This window comes from Parabacteroides sp. D25 (genome assembly GCF_000307475.1).
In the GTDB taxonomy this organism is placed as follows: Bacteria; Bacteroidota; Bacteroidia; order Bacteroidales; family Tannerellaceae; genus Parabacteroides; species Parabacteroides distasonis.
In genome coordinates this window covers 534,594-556,920 of sequence record NZ_JH976500.1, presented here as the reverse complement: position 1 = coordinate 556,920, position 22,327 = coordinate 534,594, and the positions used below count along the sequence as shown (strand labels likewise).

20 protein-coding genes are annotated in these 22,327 nt (G+C 45.8%); 10 read left to right on the top strand and 10 right to left on the bottom strand.

The window, feature by feature from the left end:
- Positions 1-186: 186 nt before the first annotated feature.
- From HMPREF0999_RS02175 to HMPREF0999_RS02155, 5 genes are read left to right on the top strand one after another with little or no spacing between them, the layout of a single operon-like run.
- Positions 187-1,227, top strand: a complete 1,041-nt coding sequence (locus tag HMPREF0999_RS02175; protein ID WP_009275064.1) for an efflux RND transporter periplasmic adaptor subunit — start codon at positions 187-189, stop codon at positions 1,225-1,227.
- Between the two features lie 5 nt (positions 1,228-1,232).
- Positions 1,233-4,274 (top strand): efflux RND transporter permease subunit, encoded by a 3,042-nt coding sequence (locus HMPREF0999_RS02170; protein ID WP_009275063.1) that lies wholly within the window; start codon positions 1,233-1,235, stop codon positions 4,272-4,274.
- A 9-nt stretch (positions 4,275-4,283) separates the two neighbouring features.
- Positions 4,284-5,594 (top strand): TolC family protein, encoded by a 1,311-nt coding sequence (locus HMPREF0999_RS02165; RefSeq protein WP_005857609.1) that lies wholly within the window; start codon positions 4,284-4,286, stop codon positions 5,592-5,594.
- A 3-nt stretch (positions 5,595-5,597) separates the two neighbouring features.
- Positions 5,598-6,638 (top strand): sensor histidine kinase, encoded by a 1,041-nt coding sequence (locus HMPREF0999_RS02160; RefSeq protein ID WP_005857611.1) that lies wholly within the window; start codon positions 5,598-5,600, stop codon positions 6,636-6,638.
- Entirely contained in the window at positions 6,631-7,410 is a 780-nt protein-coding gene (locus tag HMPREF0999_RS02155; protein ID WP_010183331.1) for a LytR/AlgR family response regulator transcription factor, read from the top strand. Before HMPREF0999_RS02160 ends, HMPREF0999_RS02155 begins: the two co-directional genes overlap by 8 nt.
- Here the strand turns inward: HMPREF0999_RS02155 and HMPREF0999_RS02150 are convergent.
- The 10 genes from HMPREF0999_RS02150 to rpmB form a co-directional block, all read right to left on the bottom strand.
- Positions 7,407-7,925, bottom strand: coding sequence for a hypothetical protein (locus HMPREF0999_RS02150; protein WP_010183333.1), 519 nt, complete (start codon positions 7,923-7,925; stop codon positions 7,407-7,409). The genes HMPREF0999_RS02155 and HMPREF0999_RS02150 overlap by 4 nt on opposite strands.
- 189 nt (positions 7,926-8,114) lie before the next feature.
- Entirely contained in the window at positions 8,115-9,779 is a 1,665-nt protein-coding gene (gene recN / locus HMPREF0999_RS02145; RefSeq protein ID WP_008779726.1) for a DNA repair protein RecN, read from the bottom strand.
- 7 nt (positions 9,780-9,786) lie between these two features.
- A complete protein-coding gene (locus tag HMPREF0999_RS02140; protein ID WP_005857619.1) occupies positions 9,787-10,698 on the bottom strand; it encodes a DUF4835 family protein in 912 nt (303 codons plus the stop codon).
- Positions 10,695-11,900 (bottom strand): bifunctional phosphopantothenoylcysteine decarboxylase/phosphopantothenate--cysteine ligase CoaBC, encoded by a 1,206-nt coding sequence (gene coaBC / locus HMPREF0999_RS02135; protein ID WP_009275062.1) that lies wholly within the window; start codon positions 11,898-11,900, stop codon positions 10,695-10,697. The genes HMPREF0999_RS02140 and coaBC overlap by 4 nt, the downstream gene beginning before the upstream one ends.
- Positions 11,901-11,949: 49 nt before the next feature.
- Positions 11,950-13,101 carry an iron-containing alcohol dehydrogenase gene (locus HMPREF0999_RS02130; RefSeq protein ID WP_009275061.1) on the bottom strand — a complete coding sequence of 384 codons (1,152 nt, stop codon included), beginning with the start codon at positions 13,099-13,101 and terminating at the stop codon, positions 11,950-11,952.
- A gap of 4 nt (positions 13,102-13,105) precedes the next feature.
- Positions 13,106-13,876: a 3'-5' exonuclease gene (locus HMPREF0999_RS02125; RefSeq protein WP_005857624.1), complete on the bottom strand. Its 771-nt coding sequence runs from the start codon at positions 13,874-13,876 to the stop codon at positions 13,106-13,108.
- A gap of 10 nt (positions 13,877-13,886) precedes the next feature.
- On the bottom strand, positions 13,887-15,011 hold the full coding sequence (dnaN, locus tag HMPREF0999_RS02120) for a DNA polymerase III subunit beta (protein WP_005857626.1): 1,125 nt from the start codon (positions 15,009-15,011) through the stop codon (positions 13,887-13,889).
- A gap of 219 nt (positions 15,012-15,230) precedes the next feature.
- Positions 15,231-15,383, bottom strand: coding sequence for a DUF4295 domain-containing protein (locus tag HMPREF0999_RS21675; RefSeq protein WP_005638125.1), 153 nt, complete (start codon positions 15,381-15,383; stop codon positions 15,231-15,233).
- A gap of 16 nt (positions 15,384-15,399) precedes the next feature.
- Positions 15,400-15,588, bottom strand: coding sequence for a 50S ribosomal protein L33 (rpmG, locus tag HMPREF0999_RS02115; protein WP_005857628.1), 189 nt, complete (start codon positions 15,586-15,588; stop codon positions 15,400-15,402).
- Between the two features lie 19 nt (positions 15,589-15,607).
- A complete protein-coding gene (gene rpmB, locus HMPREF0999_RS02110) occupies positions 15,608-15,847 on the bottom strand; it encodes a 50S ribosomal protein L28 (protein ID WP_005857630.1) in 240 nt (79 codons plus the stop codon).
- A gap of 234 nt (positions 15,848-16,081) precedes the next feature.
- On the opposite strand from rpmB, the gene HMPREF0999_RS02105 reads away from it, so the two are divergent.
- From HMPREF0999_RS02105 to HMPREF0999_RS02085, 5 genes are all read left to right on the top strand, one after another.
- On the top strand, positions 16,082-16,684 hold the full coding sequence (locus HMPREF0999_RS02105) for a nitroreductase family protein (protein ID WP_005857632.1): 603 nt from the start codon (positions 16,082-16,084) through the stop codon (positions 16,682-16,684).
- 15 nt (positions 16,685-16,699) lie between these two features.
- Positions 16,700-18,049 (top strand): dihydrolipoyl dehydrogenase, encoded by a 1,350-nt coding sequence (gene lpdA, locus HMPREF0999_RS02100; protein WP_010183358.1) that lies wholly within the window; start codon positions 16,700-16,702, stop codon positions 18,047-18,049.
- Between the two features lie 28 nt (positions 18,050-18,077).
- Positions 18,078-18,821, top strand: coding sequence for a biotin/lipoate A/B protein ligase family protein (locus HMPREF0999_RS02095; RefSeq protein WP_005862951.1), 744 nt, complete (start codon positions 18,078-18,080; stop codon positions 18,819-18,821).
- A 103-nt stretch (positions 18,822-18,924) separates the two neighbouring features.
- Positions 18,925-20,259: a dihydrolipoamide acetyltransferase family protein gene (locus tag HMPREF0999_RS02090; protein WP_009275060.1), complete on the top strand. Its 1,335-nt coding sequence runs from the start codon at positions 18,925-18,927 to the stop codon at positions 20,257-20,259.
- 23 nt (positions 20,260-20,282) lie between these two features.
- Positions 20,283-22,316 carry a thiamine pyrophosphate-dependent enzyme gene (locus HMPREF0999_RS02085; RefSeq protein WP_005862955.1) on the top strand — a complete coding sequence of 678 codons (2,034 nt, stop codon included), beginning with the start codon at positions 20,283-20,285 and terminating at the stop codon, positions 22,314-22,316.
- The last annotated feature ends 11 nt before the right edge of the window (positions 22,317-22,327 follow it).

Below are 22,327 nucleotides of genomic sequence, written 5' to 3'. Positions count from 1 at the left end.
TGCAGTAAATATTACGACTACAATCCATCGGTGTAAGGCATCGATCGCACGCCTCGTTATAAATTAAAGTTGGGCCGGTCTATTTTCCAGTTGAGCGACGGTATCTTCCGGTTCAGTAAAAATCCGCCTTATTCCCTCACCTATTGCCTCTATTTTTGCCCGGTAACAAATAACTAGGTATATCTTATGAGAAGAATTTCATACATCCTGCTTCTGGGCATCCTTTTATCGGCATGCCAAAAGAACACAAAGTCCGAAGGCACGAACTTACCTGTCGAGGTTATCTCTCCAATAAAAAAGACAGAGACCGACAGAAGTCGTGAATACACCTTTTTATCAAGGCCCTATAATGAGACAGTCCTATCTTTCCGCATCAATGGCCCCGTCTTGAATTTCGACTTACGGCCCGGACAAGCGTTCTCCAAAGGCAGCACGATCCTCTCGATCGATAACCGTGACTTCTTGATTCGCAAGCAGCAAACAGAGGCGCTCTACTCGCAAACCAACCAAGAGTATAAACGGATCGAGGCCCTTTACAAAAAGAATAACATCTCCGGAAGTAATTATGAGAAGGCGAAAGCGGATTTCCTTGTCGCCAAATCCAATTACGAGACCGCCGTCAACGCCCTAAGCGATACCCATCTGAGCGCCCCTTACGACGGGTATATCCAAAATATCCATATCGAACCTTTCCAAGACGTGAAAGCGACCGAGCCAATCCTTACCTTCATAGAACTGGACAGGCTGAAGATCGAGACCTATATACCAGAGGAAGTCGCCTTACACTTATATGATAAAGAAAAACAGAAGCTATGTCAAATAGGAATCCATTTCGATACGGCTCCCGAACGGACAATCACCCCTTCCAATTTATATGTGTCTAAAAGTACGACAAACAATAACCTCTCTTATCTACTGACCGCCATTATCCCCAACCCCGATATGGAATGGCTGGGCGGAATGAGTGGAATCCTCTCGATCGACCTACCCAAAGAAGAGCGGTCTCAAAATCTATGGCTTCCCTTAACGGCTATCTGTCATCGCCCCCAAAAAGGAGATTATGTATGGGTGGTTAAAGGAGACAAGGTTAACTCCGTTCCCGTCAAACTCGGTGAGCAAAGAAATAACCAGATAGAGATCGTGGAAGGAATCACGGAAAATGACCTTGTCGTATTGACAAGGCAACGTTTCCTTTCCGAAAATAGTACCGTAACCATCCAAAAATAAGTAAGATGCAAAAATTCATCAAATATTTCCTGAAAAACAAAGCGGTTACATGGCTCCTGCTAGTCCTGATCTTGGCAGGGGGGCTGTTCTCTTACGCAAAGATGGGAAAACTGGAAGATGCCCCGTTTACGATCAAGCAAGCCTTGGTACTTACCCCTTATCCCGGCGCCTCCCCCTCGGAAGTTCAGTCCCAAGTGACGGATGTGCTGGAAGAAGCCATTCAATCCTTAGGCGAGTTATACTATCTGAAGACAGAGAACCGGGCTGGACTTTCCAAAATCACGGTCTACGTGAAAAAGGAAATCCGGGCTGATGAGATGCAGCAGTTATGGGATAAACTACGCCGAAAGGTAAACGACGTACAAGGCAAATTACCTTCCGGAGCGGGAACCTCCATCGTCAATGATGATTTTGGCGATGTATTGGGTGTTTTCTACGGATTGACCGGAGAATCTTATACCTACCGGGAACTGGAAGATCAAGCCAAACTGATCAAAGACGATTTACTGAAAGTAAAAGACGTGGCAAAGGTAGAGATCTACGGCATACAAACTCCCGTAATCGATATCCGGATAAACCCCACGATCTTATCCAATCGGGGTATTACGACAGCTGATATCAAACGGGCGTTCGACGGACAGAATAAAGTGGTAGACGCCGGGAGTATTCGCAACGGGGAGACTCGCATACGTATCGAATCCACCGGTAATTTTTACTCCTTGGATGATATCCGTAACCTTACGATCGTATCTCATTCCGGCGAGCATTTCCGGCTAGGCGATATCGCCCGTATCGAAGAGGGTTACCAGACTCCGCCCCAAAACTTCATGCGCATCAATAACAAGCAAGCGGTCGGTATCGCTATCTCTACCATACCGACCGGGAACGTGGTCGATATGGCCAAGGCCGTGAAAAAGCGTATTCAATCATTTTCGGAGACCATGCCCAAGGGTTTTGAGCTCACCTCCATATACGACCAAGGATATGAGTCCGCCGTGGCCAACCAAGGATTTATCTTGAACTTGATCATCTCCGTCGTGACCGTAGTAGCGATCTTATTGTTCTTTATCGGTTTCAAAAACGGCCTTTTGATCGGTAGCGGATTGGTTTTCTCTATCTTCGCCACTTTAATTGTCATGTTCGCCAACGGGATCGCCTTGCAACGAATGTCTCTTGCCGCTATCATCATCGCGATGGGTATGTTGGTAGATAACGCCATCGTAGTATCGGACTCTGCCTTGGTAAATATGCAACGAGGCATGCGCAAACGTATCGCGATCATGAGGGCTTGCTCATCCACCGCCCTGCCTCTACTGGCGGCTACGGCTATCGCGATCCTCACGTTCTTGCCCATTTACTATTCACCGCATATCACGGGCGAATTACTTTCATCCTTAGTGATCGTGATCGGAGTATCCTTGATGTTCAGCTGGGTGTTCGCACTTACGCAAACCCCATTCTTCATCCAAGAGTTTGTACGGCGCCCCAGACCGGACGAGTTAACAGGGGAATTATTCTCTGGAAAATACTATGATTATTTTCGGTCTTCCCTACGCCTTGTCATCAAATACCGATACGCTACAGTAGGTAGCTTATCCGTTCTATTGGTTATCTCCGCATGGAGTTTCCAGTTTATCCCGAAAGTGTTCGTGCCTTCGCTCGATAAGCAGTATTTCACTTTAGATATGTGGCTACCGGAAGGTACAGCCATCGAGGAAACCGATCGATACGCTACCGATATGGCCGAATCCATCCAAGAATATTCGCAGACGGAAATGGTTTCCTCTTATATCGGACGGACACCGCCCCGTTATTATCTATCGAACGTTAGCTTCGGTCCCCAACCAAACTATGCCCAATTATTGGTAAAATGCAAGACATCCGGAGAGGCCCGGGAATTGCATGCCTTGCTACAAGACTCAATTCGCTTAAAATATCCGGAACCGCTCATCAAGGTGAACAAGTTTGAGTTAAGCCCGCTTACGGAAGCCTTGATAGAAGCCCGTTTCCTCGGACCGGACCCGGCGGTATTGGACTCTTTGACCGGAGTAGCTATCGACATTATGCGAAGGAACCCGAAAGTAACCGATGCCCGGAATGAATGGGGTAATATGACCTATATGATACGCCCGGTATATGATCCGGTAAAAGCCGGTTTCTTAGGTATCACCAAGGCTAATTTGATGGAATCCGTCAAATCCATCGAGGAAGGTACGGTTATCGGGATTTACCGGGATGAGGAAAAGAAAGTCCCGGTCTTATTGAAATCGGAGAAGAGCGGAATCGACGATCCCCGTTCATTAGGTGATTTCTCGGTGTGGAACGGAGAGAAATCCGCACCCTTGTCACAAGTAACCCGACAGGTAACCTCCGCATGGGAATATCCGCAGATCAAGACCTACAACCGGCAATTGTCTATGGCAGCGATGTGTGGCGTGAAAAACGGTTACACCATGTCTGAGGTACACGGTGAGATTCGGGAAGAGATCGAGAAAATGAACCTGCCCCAAGGATATAGCTTCTTCTGGGATTCACAATATAAAGACCAGACAGAGGGATTGCAAGCCCTTGTCAAATTCTTCCCGCTGGCTTTCTTGATGTTGGTTGTTATATTGGTCGCTTTATTCTCCAATTTCCGTCAACCGATAATCATCCTTTGCGTGCTCCCTCTCTCCTTAATCGGGGTAGCGATCGGTATGTTACTTACCGGGTTCGATTTCGGCTTTTTCCCGATCGCCGGATGGTTGGGGCTCTTGGGTATGATTATCAAAAACGTAATCGTATTATTAGACGAGATTAACACGCAACGTCGTAACGGTATCTCTCCATACGACTCGATCATAGAGGCAACCATCTCAAGGACTCGCCCGGTCTTGATGGCGGCTACCACGACTATTTTAGGAATGGTGCCTTTACTTTTCGACGTAGCGTTCGGTGGAATGGCGGCGACTATTATCTTCGGACTCACCTTCGCCACCTTACTTACGTTATTCGTAACCCCGACGTTATACGCATTGTTTTACCGGATTCATTCACCTCACAAATAAACGATAAAAATGGACAAAGTATATATTATCAGCGGTCTCTTATCCTTCCTATCCTTCCCGTTAATCGCACAAAACAGCGATTATCAAGCGCAATATAGGGAAAAAGTCTTGGAATACAACCAAGACTTGAAAGCAGCGGGATACAACGAGGCCATGAAACAGGAAATGATCAAATCGGCCCGTGCGGATTTCAAACCGAAACTCTCGGCGGAAGGTAATTTCAATTATACCGGTAATCCGCTAGAATTATCGATTGATTTGCCATCTATGAATTCCCCCCTTTATTTTCAAGGTAAAGATCTGAAATATGGGGCGACTCTCTCCCTCTCGCAACCGATTTATACCGGAGGCGGCATTCGTGCCAACTACCAAAAAGCACGACAAGAAAAAGAGTTGGCATCCAATGAATCCGATCGTATAAAAAGCAATACCCTACACGACGCCGATATCTACTATTGGAATGCGGTAGCCCAGCACGAGCTGGTTTTCGTGGCACAGGCATTTCGTACATCCATACAGCAACTGGTGGACGTCGTACGCCACCGGGTAGAAGTCGAATACATCGATCGAAACGATCTTCTTATGGCGGAGGTAAAGCTAAACGATGCAGATTTCCAGTTATTGCAAACTCGTGATAACGCCGAGATCGCACGTTTGGCCCTTAATTCTTTCGCTGGTGTAAACCCGAGCGATACCTTGCCGATCGATCATTCCGTAATCGCCCTCAAACAATTTATCCCTTTATCGGATGAGATAGATAATGCGATAACCAGCAGGCCGGAATACCGGATCGCCAAAAACAAGATCGAGTTACAGGAATCATCCCGGAAAATAGCGGATGCCCATTTCTTACCCCAATTCCATATTGGAGTAGATGGAAGTTATTCCTCACCGGGCTATAACTTCAAATCCGACCTAGATCCGAACTATGCGATCTACGCCAAGCTCAGTATCCCGCTCTTCGAATGGGGAAAACGTAAGAGTACCCGCAACGCTTCCTCGTACGCCATCAATATGGCTCAACAGAATCTCAGCAAGACGCAAGATAAGATCCGGCTGGAAATACAAACCGCCCATTACAACTATAAACAAGCTATCGATAAAGTCGAACTAACCGAGAGCTCATTATCAAAAGCATCCGAAAGTGAGCAAATGGCCATGGAGCGTTATAAGGAGGGGAATGTTTCCATCGTCGAGGTTATCAACGCTCAATTATATCATCAGCAAGCTCAGGTTAATTATATACAATCCAAACTAAACGCACAGATGGCGAAGACGGATTTCGAACGGGCAATTTATTATCTTCGCGAAAAAGAATAGGTCATGAAAGAAATATCATACGGGAAATCGGCATGTATCCTTTTGTTTTCGGCATTAGGGGTCTTTTCCTATTTCTTGCTGTTATATCATACGGAGCTACAAGAGCGCATCCCCGATATAAAGATCTCATTGATCGCTTTGTCCATCACGATAGCGGTATTCAACTTGTTCGGTTTCAGTTTACTGGTCAGCAGCCATTGGATGGCTACCAACTATCCATTATATTATATCGATAAAAGCCGGATGTTATGGCATTATCTGCTGGTAGCGATCCTATTGCTACTTATGAATTGTACCCTGTTTATCTCGTTGAAATGGATCACAAGCATTGGCGATCCTTTCGTGATCCGGGCAAAAGGGGCCGGTTTGGTAATAGCCGTCTGGTTCGTGGAGATGATCATTTTCAGCCTTCTCTTGATTAATTATTCGATGCGTTATACATTGAATTTATATAAGGAGAAACAAAGATTGGAAGCAGAATCTATACAAGCTAAATATACCGCTCTCCAAAGCCAGCTAAATCCTCATTTCCTATTCAATAGCTTGAATACATTGATAGCAGAGATAGAGTATGATCCGGCTACGGCGGTCAAGTTTACGCAGCATCTATCCGAGGTATACCGTTACGTGCTCCGCCAGCAACAGTGCCAGATCGTCTCTTTAAAAGAGGAGCTTGATTTTCTGGATTCCTATATATTCCTCCATCAAGTCCGGCTGGGAGATTGTTTGTCGTTGGAACGCGATCTTCCCGACAACGTCATTGACCATCAATTGCCCCCTCTGACACTGCAACTACTAGCCGAGAATGTCGTGAAACATAATTATATCGACGATTTTAACCCGATGACCATACGGGTATATACTGAAAGGAACAGTCGATATCTATGCGTCAGCAATACATTACGGCCTAAAAAAGTCTCAAACGCATCCGGTAAAGGATTAAAGAATTTGTCGGAGCGTTATCAATTACTATGTAAGCAGGATATCCAGATCCGAAAAAATGATCACCAATTCACCGTATCAATCCCACTTATTTATGAATAATATCCAAGTAGCCATTATCGAAGATGAGAAACCGGCCGCCCGGTTACTGGAAGGTATGATAAAGAAATTACGCCCGCAATGGGATATCATCAAGATACCCGGAAGCATCGAATCATCCGTGGCTTGGTTCGCTTCCCATCCGCATCCGGATATCGTTTTTCTGGATATCCAGTTGTCGGATGGAAATTCTTTTTTATTTATAGAACAGGCTTGTCCTACAAGTCTCATTATCTTTACGACCGCTTACGATGAATATGCAGTCCGGGCCTTTACGGTAAACAGTATTGATTATCTACTCAAACCGATACGACAAGAGAGATTGGAGGAAGCCATCCAAAAATTCGAGCATGTCACGTCTAAGTACAACCAGAAGCTCTTAGAGCAAAATGATTTATTGGAAGTACTCCATTCCCTCACGTATCCCGGCAAGAAATACAGGACCCGTTTCCTTATTTCCGGCAACGAGAAACTGATCACTTTACAGGTGGAGGATATCGCCCACTTTTATTCATTAAACAAGATCACCTTCGCTGTCACACGCCAAAACAAGGAGTACATAATCGATTTCCCGCTGGATAAACTCATGGAACAATTAGATCCCGATAAATTTTTCCGGACGAACCGGCAGACGATCATAAATATCGAATCCATCGTGAAAATAGAGCCCTATTTTCAGAATAAGGTCATTGTCCACATAAAGCCGGAACATAAAGAGAAAATATTGGTCAGCAAAGAAAAATGGGCCTCTTTCAAGCTATGGTTGAATTATTAGACCTTTCGCCCATTGCTATAATACCGTTCTTTTCTATCGTCCCGATCCTTCTTATTCTTTTTAGGTTTGGGCTTATCCGGTTTCGCTGGTTTCCGATAGTCATGACGATGGTTGTCACGATCCCAATGTCTATCTGAGTCATGCCGGTCGTCTCTCCAATGATTGTCATGGTGAATGGTACCCCAGCGGTAATTCCAATAGTTATCCTCATATCGACGGCAGTCATGGGACGGGCGGCGATCCGGATATCTCGGATTCGCATACCATCCCCGATAATCATGGATACGTTGCGGATGCTCCCTTACAAAACGGACATATAGATTGAACTGGGCCGGAGTCAATAGACGTTGGATCTTACGATCCCTTTCCATACGCAAATCGTAAATACGGCGAGCCGCACGGTCCCAATACCGATAGTCACGGCGGGCCTCCTTCTCTATTTTCTGTCCGTACTTATGGATAATCTTATGGTATTCCGCTGCTTGGCGAGCGGGCAAATGCATCGCTTGCTCCATCCAAAGACAATTTTGACAATGCGGTTCATTCCACCCAAAACTGATCCAAAACTGGCTGTAAGCGGGTAAACTGCACAATATAGCCAACACACATAGTAAGCTGAATCGTTTCATGTCTTTTCAATTTTAAGTTAATAATAAAGCGAATCGTTTGTTCTTTTATCTAAGACTGCCCTACTTCAGAAAGGTTTAATCCTTGATACCCAACAAATCTTTCGCATTGGCAAGAGAAGCCTCTGTCAACGAGGCTCCGCTCAACATACGGGCCACCTCGTTCACACGTTCCTCCCCCTCTAATTGCTTGATACGGGTCAGCGTACGGTCTTTGGTATCCTTCTTATAAACAAAATAATGAGCTTGCCCCTTCGCCGCTATCTGAGGTAAGTGAGTGATAGCGAAAACTTGCATCTTTGTTCCGAGTTCTTGCATGATATCCCCCATTTTATCGGCGATATCACCCGATACCCCCGTATCTACCTCATCAAAGATAATAGTAGGTAAAGCGGTGAACCCGGCAATCATAGCCTTAATGCAGAGCATCAACCGGGAGATCTCACCTCCGGAAGCGGTTTGGGCTACCGGCTGCAATTCCGCGCTCTTATTGGCGGAGAACATAAATCGGATATCGTCCATTCCATCGCTCTCCGGCTCTTTGCGAGGAAGGATGTCCACACGGAAACGGGTATTCGGCATCCCCAACGGAATAATCATCTTGACCAATTGCGAGGCCATCGCCGTGGAAGCGACTTTACGCTGCTCGCTAAGCACGGAGGCTTGTTGAAGCAACTCTTTATACGAGGCATCCAATTGACTCTCTAACAAACCGATTTGCTCATCGAAAGAATCGATCGCACGCAATTGCTCTTGGTATTGATCCCGTATAGCAATCAATTCATCCACGGTGGAGACACGGTGTTTTTGCAGAAGTGTATAAAGGATATTCAAGCGTTCATTCACCCATTCCAATCGTTCCGGGTTGAACTCTACATCTTCCTTTAAAACGTCTGTCTCGGAAGCCAGATCATTCAAGTCGATATAAGCCGAGCGGATTCGCTCGGAGATCTCCTTGGCTTTCGGGAAATATCTTTCTAAGGAATCCACGGTGGAAAGGGCTTCCTTGAGTATTTGGATGGCTCCTTGCTCCTCGCCGTCCAAGAGTTCGGTTACCTTATATAAAGAGCTTTTGATCTCCTCCGCATGCGAGAGAGTTTCTTGCTCTTGCTCCAACTCATCCTGCTCATCCGGTTGAAGGTTGGCTTCGTCCAATTGTTCCAATTGAAAACGGATATAGTCCTCCTCCTGCTTGCTTTGAGCCGCTTTGTCCCTCAAATCTTTCAGTTCCCTTCGCAACGCCTGATAACGAGTAAATTCCTTCTTATAAAGAATGAGCAAGATCTCATTTTCGGCCATTACATCGATCACTTTCAGCTGGAAACGGTTGTCGCCCAACAATAGGTTCTGATGCTGCGAATGGATATCGATCAAGCGGCTTCCCAACTCTTTTAAGATCGTAAGGGAAACCGGAGAATCATTGACGAAGGCACGGGATTTGCCGGAGGCATAAAGTTCCCGACGCAAGATACAGCTATCCGCGTCGTACTCAAGGTCGTTACTTAGGAAGAAAGGCTCCAACTGATATTTTGAGACATCAAATACGGCCTCGATCACACATTTATCCGAACCTTTCTTTATACTCTTGCCATCCGCACGCTGTCCCAGCACCAAAGACAAGGCTCCTAATATAATTGATTTTCCCGCTCCGGTCTCACCCGTTATCACCGAGAAGCCTTTATCAAAGCGGATATCCAAATTGTCTATCAAGACAAAGTTCTGTATAAATAAGGATTTCAACATAACTATTTTACCTTACTGGTTTTTGAAGCTCTTCCAAGCGAGTGGATTGTGCCGGATAGATCTCGAACAGCATCTTATAGCCCTCTTGCCGCTCTTGTGTGGTCGCTTTCGAATAAATTGCGATAATCTCATCTAATTTAGCGTCGGCGAACATTTGTAGAAGCACAGAGGTAGGCCGGGCTTTCTTTACTTCCTGCAAGGCGGGAAGCGCACTAATGATCGTCGTACGTCCACGATCCGGATTTGCTGCCATTTCATCGAGTCCTTTCCGGTGATACGTGTACCACATTTCCCGGAAAGCGTCGGATGCGTTATCTTGCAAAGCCGTCGCTACGGCATGGCGGTTCTGGTTGCTATCAAAAGCTTTCCAGCCCGTCCACGACATCTCAGACTGGGCCATGTTCACGATTTGCTGGGCTTGTTGTATATAGGTAGTTCCACCTTTCGGAGCGAAACTATCGAAATCAAGCCCCAAGATCACATAGACGTAAAACACGATAGTGGCCGTAAGATTGCTGGTCAGCGTATTTGAGTTATAGTCCAACGGCTCGCCCTCCGTATACTCAAAATCCAACTGTTGATCCCTGAAATTCAGAAGAGTAGTTGTATAACTGGAATTATAGACCGGACGGCGGGCTTGTATCTGGATCTCGCTCTTGAAGTTCGTCTCATCCAATTCATTCACGATAATCGTCATCGTACAATCGATCTTCTCATTGACGGCAAACGTGGCATCCGTCCATTTCCGGTTATTCACGAACTCAGTCAAGGAGTTCTGTAAGGTCGTGAAGATTTGCTTGTTAGCGGTCGCAATTTTGTCTCCGTTCACCGTGATACGGGCGTTCAACTCTTGCGCCTTCCCACAAAAAGGAGCGGCGCAAAGCATGAATAGATAAAACAGTCTTCTTACTTTTCTCATTTCAATAATGTTACCAACTTATTTACGATATCACAGGCTACCTCCCGCTTCGTTTTGAGCGGATAGCTCGTTACTCCTCCGGCATTGTCGATAATCGTGATCTTATTGGTATCGCAACGGAAACCGGCACCTTGGTCTCGTAAAGAATTCAAGACGATGAAATCGAGATTCTTCCGCTTCAGTTTACCTTCGGCATGAGTAGCCTCGTCGTTCGTCTCCAAGGCGAACCCCACCATGACCTGTCCTTCCCGCTTGATCGCACCCAAAGAGGCGGCGATATCCGGGTTCGGAACCAAATGAAGCGTCATCTCTCTCTCCGTTTCCCGTTTGATCTTCTGCTCGGAAGCATTCTCCGGACGGTAATCGGCGACAGCGGCACATAATATGGCAGCATCGCTACTCGGGAATGCGGTCATCGCCGCTTGGTACATTTCCCCGGCAGACTCAACATCGATTCGTTTAATAGCTGGATGATGTGTTTTTAAAGAGACTGGACCAGCGACCAAAGTCACCTCCGCCCCTCTCTCCGCACAAGCTTCCGCTAAAGCGAACCCCATCTTACCGGAAGAGTAATTACCTATAAAACGTACGGGATCTATCTTTTCATATGTCGGACCTGCTGTTATTAAGATCTTTTTTTTTTCAAGATCTTTTTGAGCGAAAAAGAAGTCTTCCAAAACCTCGATAATCTTATCGGGTTCTTCCATCCGGCCTTTACCAACCAAATGGCTCGCCAATTCCCCCTCGGCAGGTTCGATAATCCGGTTACCGAATGAACGCAAGCGCTCCAGATTCTGTTGGGTACTCGGATGAGCGAACATATCCAAATCCATGGCCGGAGCCACGAATACAGGGGATTTGCAAGAAAGATAAGTAGTTATCAGCATATTATCGGCGATTCCGTTCGCCATCTTACCGATCGTGGAAGCGGTAGCCGGAGCAATCAACATGGCATCCGCCCAAAGCCCCAGATCCACATGGCTATTCCATGTACCATCCCTATTGGAAAAAAACTCGCTGATTACAGGGTGGCTACTCAACGTCGATAACGTAAGCGGAGTGATAAACTCTTTTCCCGCCGGCGTGATAACCACTTGTACCTCGGCTCCTTTTTTCACCAATCCCCGGATGATATAAGCGGCTTTGTATGCGGCTATACTCCCCGTAATCCCTAATATAATATGTTTATCTTTCAATGTCATATATCGAATCAATTTATCTTTGCCAGTAGAGACGTAGCACGTTGCGTCTCTACAACCTCAACAAAAGAATCTCTTTGGCTACTTTTGAGTTTATATTGCCATATTCGCCAAGTTTCCATCCCATTCGATCGATAGGTTCCACCAAAGCATCCAAGTCGGACTCCTTGATCCCATAGTCGGAAAGACGGGTCTTTAATCCCATGAAATGGAAAAAATCTTCCGTAGCCTCTATTGACTTTTGCGCCTTTTCATCGGCAGATCCTTCGGTAATACCAAATACGACCTCTCCCATCCGGATCAGTTTCGCCGCTTTCTCCTTACGCATATAGGTCATGACACCCGGCAAGATAACCGCCAAAGTCTGGGCATGATCCAAGCCAAACTGCGCCGTCAATGCATATCCCATACGGTGTGAGGACCAGTCTTGGGGTACTCCTTGGCCGATCCAACAGTTCAAGGCATTCGTAGCCGCCCACATCAAATTAGCACGAATATCATAATCATTCGGGTTTTGCAAGACCTTGCGGCCTTCTTCCACGATTGTCTTCATCAATCCCTCGGCAAAATAATCTTGAACCTTAGCGTTCACCGGATAAGTCAGGTATTGCTCGACCACATGGATAAACGAATCAACGACACCGTTAGCCACCTGTCGCTCTGGTAAAGAATAAGTTACCTGCGGATCTAAGATAGCGAACTTAGGGAACACCAACGGAGACATGAAATTCAATTTCTCATGAACAGATTCCCGGGAAATTACCGCCCGTTCATTCATTTCCGAACCGGTAGCGGCCAAAGTCAGCACTACTCCTAAAGGAAGCGCTTTCTTTATCACGCCACCTTTCGACAAGATATCCCAAGGATCTCCCTCGAAAAACGTAGCCGAAGCGATAAATTTCGTAGCGTCGATCACTGATCCGCCGCCTACCGCCAGCAAGAAATCGATATTCTCCCTCTTCACCAACTCAACAGCCTTCATACAAGTCTCATAACGGGGATTCGCCTCGATACCACCAAACTCATAGGTATGGAAGTCTTTCAAAGCTGCCGTCACCTGCTCATAAATGCCATTTTTCTTAATGCTACCGCCACCGTATACCACCAGAACCTTACTTCCTTCTGGAAGTAACGCAGACAAACGGGCAATACTTCCTTTGCCGAACACAACCTTTACAGGATTGCAAAACTCAAAATTATTCATCGCCTTATTTTGAATTAAAGTCTCTCAAACGGATCTCTGTCAACATTTTCTTCGTATTCAACGGGAAATCGCCATTCATGATCCAAGAATAATAACCCGGATCCGACTTCAAGATCTCCGTTACCAAACGGCCTTTATACTTACCGAAGTTAATAACCTCCTCGCCTTTATCGTTGTAAACCATACGTCCGGCGAAATCCACATTATTCGAGTAGCAGGAATATTGGGAAAGGAAAGCTACGTCATTCTTCAAATCCGGATAGCGATCCAGCTGCGCTTTCAACACCTCATACGTAGCCAACGTATCAGCCTCAGCCGTATGAGCGTTCTCCAAGCTTTTATTGCAATAGAATTTATAAGCGGCAGATAACGTACGTTGCTCCATCTTATGGAAAATCGTCTGTACATCGATAAATTTGCGCCGGTTCAAATCGATATCCACACCCGCACGCAGAAACTCCTCGGCAAGCATGGGTATATCAAAACGGTTGGAATTATATCCGGCCAAATCACAACCCTCGATCTGGGTTGCCAAAGATTTAGCGATCTCCTTAAAGGTCGGACAATCTTTTACATCTTCATCGGTTATGCCATGAATAGCGGTAGATTCGGGGGGAATAGGCATACCGGGATTTATCCGGCGTGTCTTCGTTTCTTCTTTCCCATTTGGGAAGACCTTCACGTAGGAAATCTCTACGATACGGTCCTTTACGATATTTATACCCGTGGTCTCTAAATCAAAAAAGACCAGCGGGTTCCTTAAGTTTAACTGCATTATTTATTTATTAGTCATTCAACATCATCGGCATCAGCAACATGAGCAAGTCCTCGTCCTCATCATTCTCAGAAGGAACGATCAAGCCGGCACGTGAAGGGTCCGCTAATTCTAATACAACCTCTTCCGAGCTGATATTTCCAAGGATCTCGATCAGATATGTAGCCTTAAAACCGATGCTTAACTCCGTCCCGTCAAACTGACAAACAATACGCTCTTCCGCAGAAGTGGAGAAATCGATATCTTGGGCGGAAACCGTAATCAAGCTATCCTTCAAGTGCAACTTCACCAAGCTGCTCGCCGGATTAGAAAAGACAGAAACACGCTTTAAAGCATTCAAGAAAGAGATACGATCGATCGTTACCTTAAACGGGTTTTCTTGAGGAATCACACTATTATAGTTCGGGTAACGCCCCTCGATCAAACGACAAACCATCTCGAAGTTCGTGCAAGTAATATACGCATTGTTATCATCAAACTTAATCAATACTTGCTCCGACTCCTTCGCCAACAAATTCTTCAATAAATTAGCCGGCTTCTTCGGCAAAATGAAAGAAGCCCGTTCCGGGGATTTCACCGCCAAGTTACGCAAGCGAACCAATTTATGTCCGTCTGATGCCACGAACGTCAAATCATCCGTATGGATATCGAAATAGACACCATTCATTACAGGGCGAAGCTCATCATCGGCTGTGGCGAACAAGGAACGACTGATGCCGTTTAACAGCATCTGGGCATCCATCGAGATAGAGATAGCGTTATCATTCAACGGCTTCTGCTGCGGATATGTGTCCCCTTTCTGACCGATAAAATTATACTTTCCATTCTGGAAATGAATGAAAATCTCCAAATTCTCATCATTGATATCAAAAGTAAGCGGTTGTTCGGGAAGCTCTTTCAGCGGATCGAGCAATATCTTGGCGGAAACCGCAAAGAGTCCGGCACCTTGGGCATTCATGACGTCTACGGAAGTCACCAACCGGGTCTCGGCATCGGAAGCTGTCACCGTAAGCGTATTTCCTTCTAGGTTAAAAAGGAAGCTGTCCAGAATCGGTAAAGAGTTCTTGGAAGCGATAACCTTGCTTATAGACTGTAAACGTGATAATAGCGCAGTGCTGGATACATCGAATCTCATAGCTTTAATTATTTTATCTTGTTATATTATTATTTCATACAAACTACCATTTGGATGGGAAGAGACGGGGCATGCCCTGTCTCTACAAATTAACCCAACAAAATTAAGAAAATATTTTGTTTGTAACCAACTATACTTTCAAAAGTTTAGGGCATAAAAAAAGCTCCCCTCCGCTTTATCGGAGAGAAGCCTCTTATATTCTTTTAATTCGCTAATTTATTATTTAGCGAAATAATCTTTTACTGCTTCGTTAGGGATCATTTCTTCTTGGAAGATGTATGCACCTGTTTTCGGAGACTTAACCATTTTAATCACTTTGGAATAAGTACGACCGTCACCTTTCTTAAATGTTGCAACTGCTTTTTTTGCCATCGTTTAAAATCTCCTATTACTTAATTTCTTTGTGTAACGTCATCTTCTTCAAAACCGGATTGTATTTCATCAATTCCAATCTCTGAGTAGTATTCTTTCTATTCTTCGTAGTGATATAGCGAGACATACCCGGCATTCCACTTTCCTTGTGCTCTGTACACTCAAGGATTACCTGTACTCTATTTCCTTTTGCTTTTTTTGCCATTTTCTATATCCTCCACAAATTATGCGTTCAAATAACCTTTTTCAGCCGCCATCTTGATAGCCGCATCCAAACCTAACTTATTGATTGTACGTAAGCCAGCCGCAGATATATTCAAGCTAACCCAGCAATCCTGCTCTACCCAGTAGAACTTCTTCGTAAACAGGTTGACATTGAACTTACGTTTCGTTCTTCTCTTTGAGTGAGAAACGTTGTTTCCAACCATTGCTCTCTTTCCAGTAATTTGACAAATTTTAGACATTTCTAATCTGTTCTTTTAAATTATACGAAATTTAAGTCAACTCCTGCTATGTGTCTTCCCTTTCTGAACTAGCATCATGAACAAAAACGAAGATTCTAATAGAGTCTTATCTTTACAGGGTGCAAAGGTAAGAATTATTTTGATTTATCCGCAAGAATTCTCAAATATTTTTTCCTCAACAAATCATGTCTTAAATTAGTTATAGGTATATAACAACATAACATGATATTCATTATGGCAAGAAGTTTTAAAGAAGCGATCCAGCATCGCCGGACACATTATGGAATAGGTAACAACTCTCCCATTTCCGACAACGAGATTCATGAGATTATTAAGACAGCGGTCACTCACGTTCCCTCCGCATTCAATTCGCAGTCTACGAGAATCGTACTGCTACTGGGTGAAAGCCACAAGAAGCTTTGGGAAATCGTAAAAGACACGCTTCGTAAAATCGTCCCCGCCGAAGCCTATAAGGCTACCGAGGCAAAGATAGATAATTCTTTCGAGGCTGGCTATGGCACGGTCCTCTTTTTCGAGGATACGGCGGTAGTAGAAGGCTTGCAGAAGCAATTCCCTTCTTATAAAGATAATTTCCCGGTATGGTCCCAACAGACATCGGCTATGCATCAACTCGCGATATGGACTATGCTGGAAGACGCCGGTTTCGGCGCTTCTCTGCAACATTACAACCCGTTGATCGACGAGGCGGTCGCTAAACAATGGCATATCAATCCGAACTGGAAACTGATCGCCGAGATGCCGTTCGGTACCTCTACGCAAGAACCGGGAGAAAAACAATTCGCCCCATTAGAGGAACGAATTTTAGTATTCAAATAATTATAATTAATGTATATGGAATATGACATAGCAATCATAGGCGGTGGACCTGCGGGTTACACCGCCGCCGAAAGGGCTTCGGAGAATGGATTAAAAACGATCCTTTTCGAGAAGAACGCTATCGGTGGCGTCTGCCTAAACGAGGGATGTATCCCGACAAAAACTCTTTTATACTCCGCCAAGATACTAGACAGTATCAAAAGTGCCTCCAAATATGGTATAGTGGCGATGAAAGACCCAAGTTTCGACTTGGCAAAGATTATCGACCGGAAGAACAAGACCGTCCGTAAACTTACGCTCGGGGTAAAAGCCCGGCTTACGGGTAACGGCGTCACCATCGTAGAAGGAGAGGCACGAATCACCGGAGAGGAGTTTGGAAATATACGGATTCACTGTGATGGAAAAGAGTATTTAGTGAAGAATGTGTTAGTATGTACAGGCTCTGAAACCGTGATCCCTCCTATCAAAGGATTATCTGAGGTCAAGTATTGGACTTCCCGGGAAGCCCTTGATCTCAACGATTTGCCAAAATCGTTAGCGATTATCGGTGGTGGCGTGATCGGAATGGAGTTCGCCTCATTCTTTAACAGTATGGGCGTAAAGGTGAAGGTAATCGAGATGCTACCCGAGATATTAGGGAATATGGATAAAGAAACCTCAGCGATGCTTCGATCCGAGTATAAGAAAAAAGGCGTAGAGTTTTTCTTGAATACCAAAGTTACAGAGGTATCCGCAGAGAAAGTCTTTGTTGAGAAAAACGGCAAGGCAGACACGATTGAAGCCGATAAAATATTGGTGAGCGTGGGCCGCCGTCCGATTACAAAGAGTCTGGGACTAGAAAATCTAGCGATCGAAATACAAGGGGCCGGTGTAAAGGTAAACGAACATATGCTGACTTCCCATCCACATGTATATGCGGCTGGAGATATTACCGGTTTTTCCCTGCTGGCACATACGGCTTACCGGGAAGCGGAAGTTGCCATACACCATATCCTAGGCATACCGGACGAGATGAGCTATAAAGCCATTCCGGCGGTAGTTTATACGAATCCGGAATTGGCGAGCGTGGGTAAGACAGAAGAGGAATTGGTAGCGAATGGGGAAAGTTTCCGTGTTCAAAAGATCCCGATGACCTATTCCGGACGTTTCGTCGCAGAGAACGAGAATGGTAATGGTTTATGTAAACTGATCACGGACGACGAGGATCGTATCATCGGTTGCCATCTACTAGGGAATCCGGCATCCGAGATTATCGTCACCGCCGGAATCGCTGTCGAGAATGGTTATACAGTCGATGAATTTAAGAAAAATATTTTCCCGCATCCGACAGTCAGTGAGATCCTCCACGAAAGTTTATATATCTAATAAAACGCCTAACTAAAACAGTTTCCTGATGCTTTGCATTCACAATACACAAACGGATCCATACTTCAATTTGGCCGCCGAAGAGTATCTGCTCAAGAATTTCAAAGAGAATATTTTCATGCTTTGGCAGAATGAACCATCAATCGTGATCGGTAAGCATCAGGATGTATGGGCCGAGGTAAATCTCAAATTCGTACAAGACCAACAAATCAAGATAGCACGCAGGTTTTCCGGTGGTGGTGCCGTTTACCATGATCCGGGAAACCTGAATCTTACATTTATAGAGACCGGCCAGATTATGCAGACCGATAAATATACCATCCAGATCATGAATTTTCTCAAGACATTGGGAGTACATGTCGAGGTGGATGAACGGAAAGGATTAACTATCGGAGGATTTAAAATATCGGGTAGCGCACAGAGTATCCATAAGAATCGGTATATGCACCATGCTACCTTATTGTTTTCCACCGATCTGGATAGGCTCGTCACCTCCTTGAAAAGTACATCCCGTCAAGCACCAGAGAAAACAGGAGGTAAACGATCGACATTCGTTAAATCTGTACGGAGTCCGGTCACGAATATCAGCGCCCATCTTCCGGCTTCTATCTCCATCCAGCATTTTAAGAAAGCGCTTCTTTACTATTTCACGATCAATAATCCCGGCATTCAAGATTATTATTTCACGCAAGCAGACTTGGAAGCCATCTATCGGCTTAAAGAGCAGAAATATGCTACAGCCAGCTGGAACTTTAACACTTATACACTATAATACAGAAACTTACCTTCTTGATCTTTGTTCTTATTATATACCGTTTGTAGAGACGGGGCACGCCCCGTCTCCCACTATATAACAGTAATTAAAAAATCAAAATATGGCTACATTTGAGATAAAGATGCCTAAGTTGGGCGAAAGTATTACAGAAGGAACCATCATCTCATGGTCGGTAAAGGTAGGTGATACCGTAGAGGAAGATGATGTCCTTTTCGAAGTAAGCACAGCGAAAGTAAGCGCTGAGATTCCATCCCCCGTTGAGGGAAAAGTAAAACAACTTCTTTTTAATGAGGGAGACACCGTAGCGGTCGGTACAGTCGTAGCGATCCTTGAGATCGAAGGTGAAGGAGAGGATAACGGAGCTCAGCCGGAAACCTCGGAGGCTACTCAACCGAAAGAAAAAGTCCCCGCTCCCGCCTCAGAGGAATTATCAAAGAATTCCCAAGAGGAAGATCGTTGGTATTCTCCCGTCGTATTGCAATTAGCGAAAGCTGCCGGTGTGTCGCAAGATGAACTGGATCATATTCCGGGTACCGGATATCTGGGACGTCTCAGTAAGAAAGATATTCAAACGTATATCGATCACAAAAATAAAGGTACGGAAATGCCGAAGCCGAAACAGGCTCCTGTTTCTTCCATGCAGCAAACGGCTACGAGCACGCCAACAATTACGGTAGCGCCGCCGACCGCTCCTTCCATGCCTATGACAGCGGCCACTCCATCCGCTCCACTCGCCCAAGGAGACGAGGTGAGAGAAATGGATCGTGTACGTAAGATCATTGCGGACCATATGGTATTATCGAAAAAAGTATCTCCGCATGTGACGTCGGTTATCGAGGTAGACGTGACCCGACTGGTTAACTGGCGTAAAAAAGTGAAGGATCAATTCTTCAAGCAAGAAGGCATCAACCTAACTTATATGCCGGCTATTACCGAAGCGACCGCCAAAGCGTTGAAAGCCTATCCATTAGTAAATTCATCCGTGGACGGTTACAATATCATCCTAAAGAAGCCTATTAATATAGGTATAGCGGTTTCCTTAAACGACGGAAATTTAATTGTCCCGGTTATACACGATGCCGATAAGCTGAACCTAAGTGGCCTCGCCTCACAAATAGATACCTTGGCGGCTAAAGCCCGTGAGAATAAGCTCGCCCCAGATAGCATCCAAGGCGGAACGTTCACGATTACGAATTTCGGAACCTTCAAGAGTCTGTTCGGCACCCCGATCATCAATCAGCCTCAAGTAGCGATCCTAGCCGTCGGTTATATCGAGAAGAAGCCTGCGGTAGTAGAGACGCCCGAGGGAGATACGATCGCTATCCGTCACAAGATGTACCTCTCACTCTCCTACGATCATCGTATCGTGGACGGAGCTTTGGCGGGAGCCTTTTTACGTTCCATCGCCGACGAACTAGAGAATTGGAACGCTTAATACATTATATATAATAGAACAACATGAAAAAGTATGATATAAAAACAACAGATAAGGAGACTCTCAGGAAATGGTTTTACCTTATGACGCTCGGAAGGGCGATCGATGAGAAGGCTCCCTCCTATTTATTGCAATCTCTCGGCTGGTCTTATCATGCCCCGTATGCCGGGCACGACGGGATACAACTCGCCATGGGACAAGTATTCGATAAGGACACGGACTTTCTCTTCCCCTATTACCGGGATATGTTGACGGTTCTCTCGGCGGGAATGACCGCCGAGGAGATCATCCTGAACGGTATCTCCAAGGCGACCGATCTGACCAGTGGCGGCCGCCACATGTCTAACCACTTCTCTAAGATGGAATGGCATATCGAGAACGTTTCTTCCGCTACGGCGACTCACGATCTCCATGCCGCCGGCGTGGCACGGGCGATGGTTTACTATGGACAGAAAGGCGTAGCGATTACCTCGCACGGTGAATCGGCCGCTTCCGAAGGCTATGTGTATGAGGCAATCAATGGCGCCAGCAATGAGCGACTGCCGGTTATCTTTGTCTTCCAAGACAATGGATATGGTATCTCTGTCCCCAAAAAGGACCAGACGGCCAATCGTAAAGTTGCCGATAACTTCTCTGGCTTCAAGAATTTACGTATTATCCATTGCAATGGAAAAGACGTGTTCGATTCCATGAATGCCATGACCGAGGCCAAAGAGTATGCGATCGCCAACCGGACTCCCGTAATCGTTCAGGCCAATTGCGTACGGATAGGCTCCCACTCAAACTCCGATAAACATACCTTGTATCGTGATGAGAACGAGCTTACCTATGTAAAATCCGCCGATCCTTTATACAAATTCCATCGCATGCTGATTCGTTACGGACGTTTCACCGAGGAAGAATTGAAAGAGATCGCGGATCTAGCGGCTAAAGACCTGAAAGCCGCCAATCGGAAAGCGATGGCCGCCCCCGATCCCGATCCGTCTACCGTCAAGGATTACGTCCTCCCGGAACCTTATCAACCTCAAAAATACAAAGAAGGTGTTCAAAACGAGGAAGGAGAGAAAGAAACGCTAGTTACGGCGATCAACAAGACGTTGAAAGCGGAGTTCCGGCACAACCCGGATACGTTTATCTGGGGACAGGATGTAGCCAATAAAGAAAAGGGTGGCGTATTCAACATCACGAAAGGCATGCAGCAAGAATTCGGTATCGAGCGAGTCTTCAACGCCCCTATCGCCGAGGATTATATCGTAGGGACAGCGAACGGTATGTGCCGCTTTGACCCGAAGATCCATGTAGTGATCGAGGGCGCGGAATTCGCCGATTACTTCTGGCCGGCCGTCGAGCAATACGTGGAATGTACGCATGAGTATTGGCGCAGCAACGGGCAATTTACCCCAAACATCACTTTGCGCCTAGCCTCCGGAGGCTATATCGGAGGAGGACTTTATCATTCCCAGACCATCGAGGGCGCATTGACCTCACTGCCCGGTGCCCGGATTGTTTATCCCTCTTTCGCGGATGATGCCGCCGGGCTGTTGCGGACGAGCATGCGTTCTAAAGGCTTTACGCTCTATCTGGAACCGAAAGCGCTCTACAACGCGGTAGAAGCCTCCACCTTTGTCCCCGAGGATTTCGAGGTTCCGTTCGGGAAAGCCCGCATACGCCGTCCGGGAAAAGATCTGACAATCATCACTTATGGCAATACGACCCATCTTTGCCTCAACGTAGCCGAGCTTCTTTACAAAGAAAAAGGCTGGGAACTGGAGGTTATCGATCTTCGTACCTTGATACCATTGGATAAAGAGGCGATCTTCAACTCGGTGAAGAAAACCAGTAAAGTATTGATCGTACATGAGGACAAGGTCTTCTCTGGCTTCGGAGCGGAAATTGCCGGCATCATCGGCTCGGAACTATTCCAGTACTTGGATGCTCCGATCCAACGGGTAGGTTCCCTATTCACTCCGGTTGGTTTCCATCCGGTCTTGGAACGGGCCATCCTCCCCAACGAGGAGACCATCTATCATGCGGCAAAAGAACTGCTGCTTTATTAGATCCACATTCG

What these genes read in the sequence shown, in the direction of transcription:
- HMPREF0999_RS02090 (WP_009275060.1), top strand. Translation starts at nt 18,925, where the DNA reads ATGGCTACATTTGAGATAAAGATGCCTAAGTTGGGCGAAAGTATTACA.
- HMPREF0999_RS02095 (WP_005862951.1), top strand. Translation starts at nt 18,078, where the DNA reads ATGCTTTGCATTCACAATACACAAACGGATCCATACTTCAATTTGGCC.
- dnaN (WP_005857626.1), bottom strand. Translation starts at nt 15,011, where the DNA reads ATGAGATTCGATGTATCCAGCACTGCGCTATTATCACGTTTACAGTCT.
- HMPREF0999_RS02175 (WP_009275064.1), top strand. Translation starts at nt 187, where the DNA reads ATGAGAAGAATTTCATACATCCTGCTTCTGGGCATCCTTTTATCGGCA.
- rpmG (WP_005857628.1), bottom strand. Translation starts at nt 15,588, where the DNA reads ATGGCAAAAAAAGCAAAAGGAAATAGAGTACAGGTAATCCTTGAGTGT.
- HMPREF0999_RS02150 (WP_010183333.1), bottom strand. Translation starts at nt 7,925, where the DNA reads ATGGAGCAAGCGATGCATTTGCCCGCTCGCCAAGCAGCGGAATACCAT.
- HMPREF0999_RS02085 (WP_005862955.1), top strand. Translation starts at nt 20,283, where the DNA reads ATGAAAAAGTATGATATAAAAACAACAGATAAGGAGACTCTCAGGAAA.
- lpdA (WP_010183358.1), top strand. Translation starts at nt 16,700, where the DNA reads ATGGAATATGACATAGCAATCATAGGCGGTGGACCTGCGGGTTACACC.
- HMPREF0999_RS02165 (WP_005857609.1), top strand. Translation starts at nt 4,284, where the DNA reads ATGGACAAAGTATATATTATCAGCGGTCTCTTATCCTTCCTATCCTTC.
- HMPREF0999_RS02155 (WP_010183331.1), top strand. Translation starts at nt 6,631, where the DNA reads ATGAATAATATCCAAGTAGCCATTATCGAAGATGAGAAACCGGCCGCC.
- HMPREF0999_RS02170 (WP_009275063.1), top strand. Translation starts at nt 1,233, where the DNA reads ATGCAAAAATTCATCAAATATTTCCTGAAAAACAAAGCGGTTACATGG.
- coaBC (WP_009275062.1), bottom strand. Translation starts at nt 11,900, where the DNA reads ATGACATTGAAAGATAAACATATTATATTAGGGATTACGGGGAGTATA.
- HMPREF0999_RS02160 (WP_005857611.1), top strand. Translation starts at nt 5,598, where the DNA reads ATGAAAGAAATATCATACGGGAAATCGGCATGTATCCTTTTGTTTTCG.
- HMPREF0999_RS02140 (WP_005857619.1), bottom strand. Translation starts at nt 10,698, where the DNA reads ATGAGAAAAGTAAGAAGACTGTTTTATCTATTCATGCTTTGCGCCGCT.
- rpmB (WP_005857630.1), bottom strand. Translation starts at nt 15,847, where the DNA reads ATGTCTAAAATTTGTCAAATTACTGGAAAGAGAGCAATGGTTGGAAAC.
- HMPREF0999_RS21675 (WP_005638125.1), bottom strand. Translation starts at nt 15,383, where the DNA reads ATGGCAAAAAAAGCAGTTGCAACATTTAAGAAAGGTGACGGTCGTACT.
- HMPREF0999_RS02125 (WP_005857624.1), bottom strand. Translation starts at nt 13,876, where the DNA reads ATGCAGTTAAACTTAAGGAACCCGCTGGTCTTTTTTGATTTAGAGACC.
- HMPREF0999_RS02130 (WP_009275061.1), bottom strand. Translation starts at nt 13,101, where the DNA reads ATGAATAATTTTGAGTTTTGCAATCCTGTAAAGGTTGTGTTCGGCAAA.
- HMPREF0999_RS02105 (WP_005857632.1), top strand. Translation starts at nt 16,082, where the DNA reads ATGGCAAGAAGTTTTAAAGAAGCGATCCAGCATCGCCGGACACATTAT.
- recN (WP_008779726.1), bottom strand. Translation starts at nt 9,779, where the DNA reads ATGTTGAAATCCTTATTTATACAGAACTTTGTCTTGATAGACAATTTG.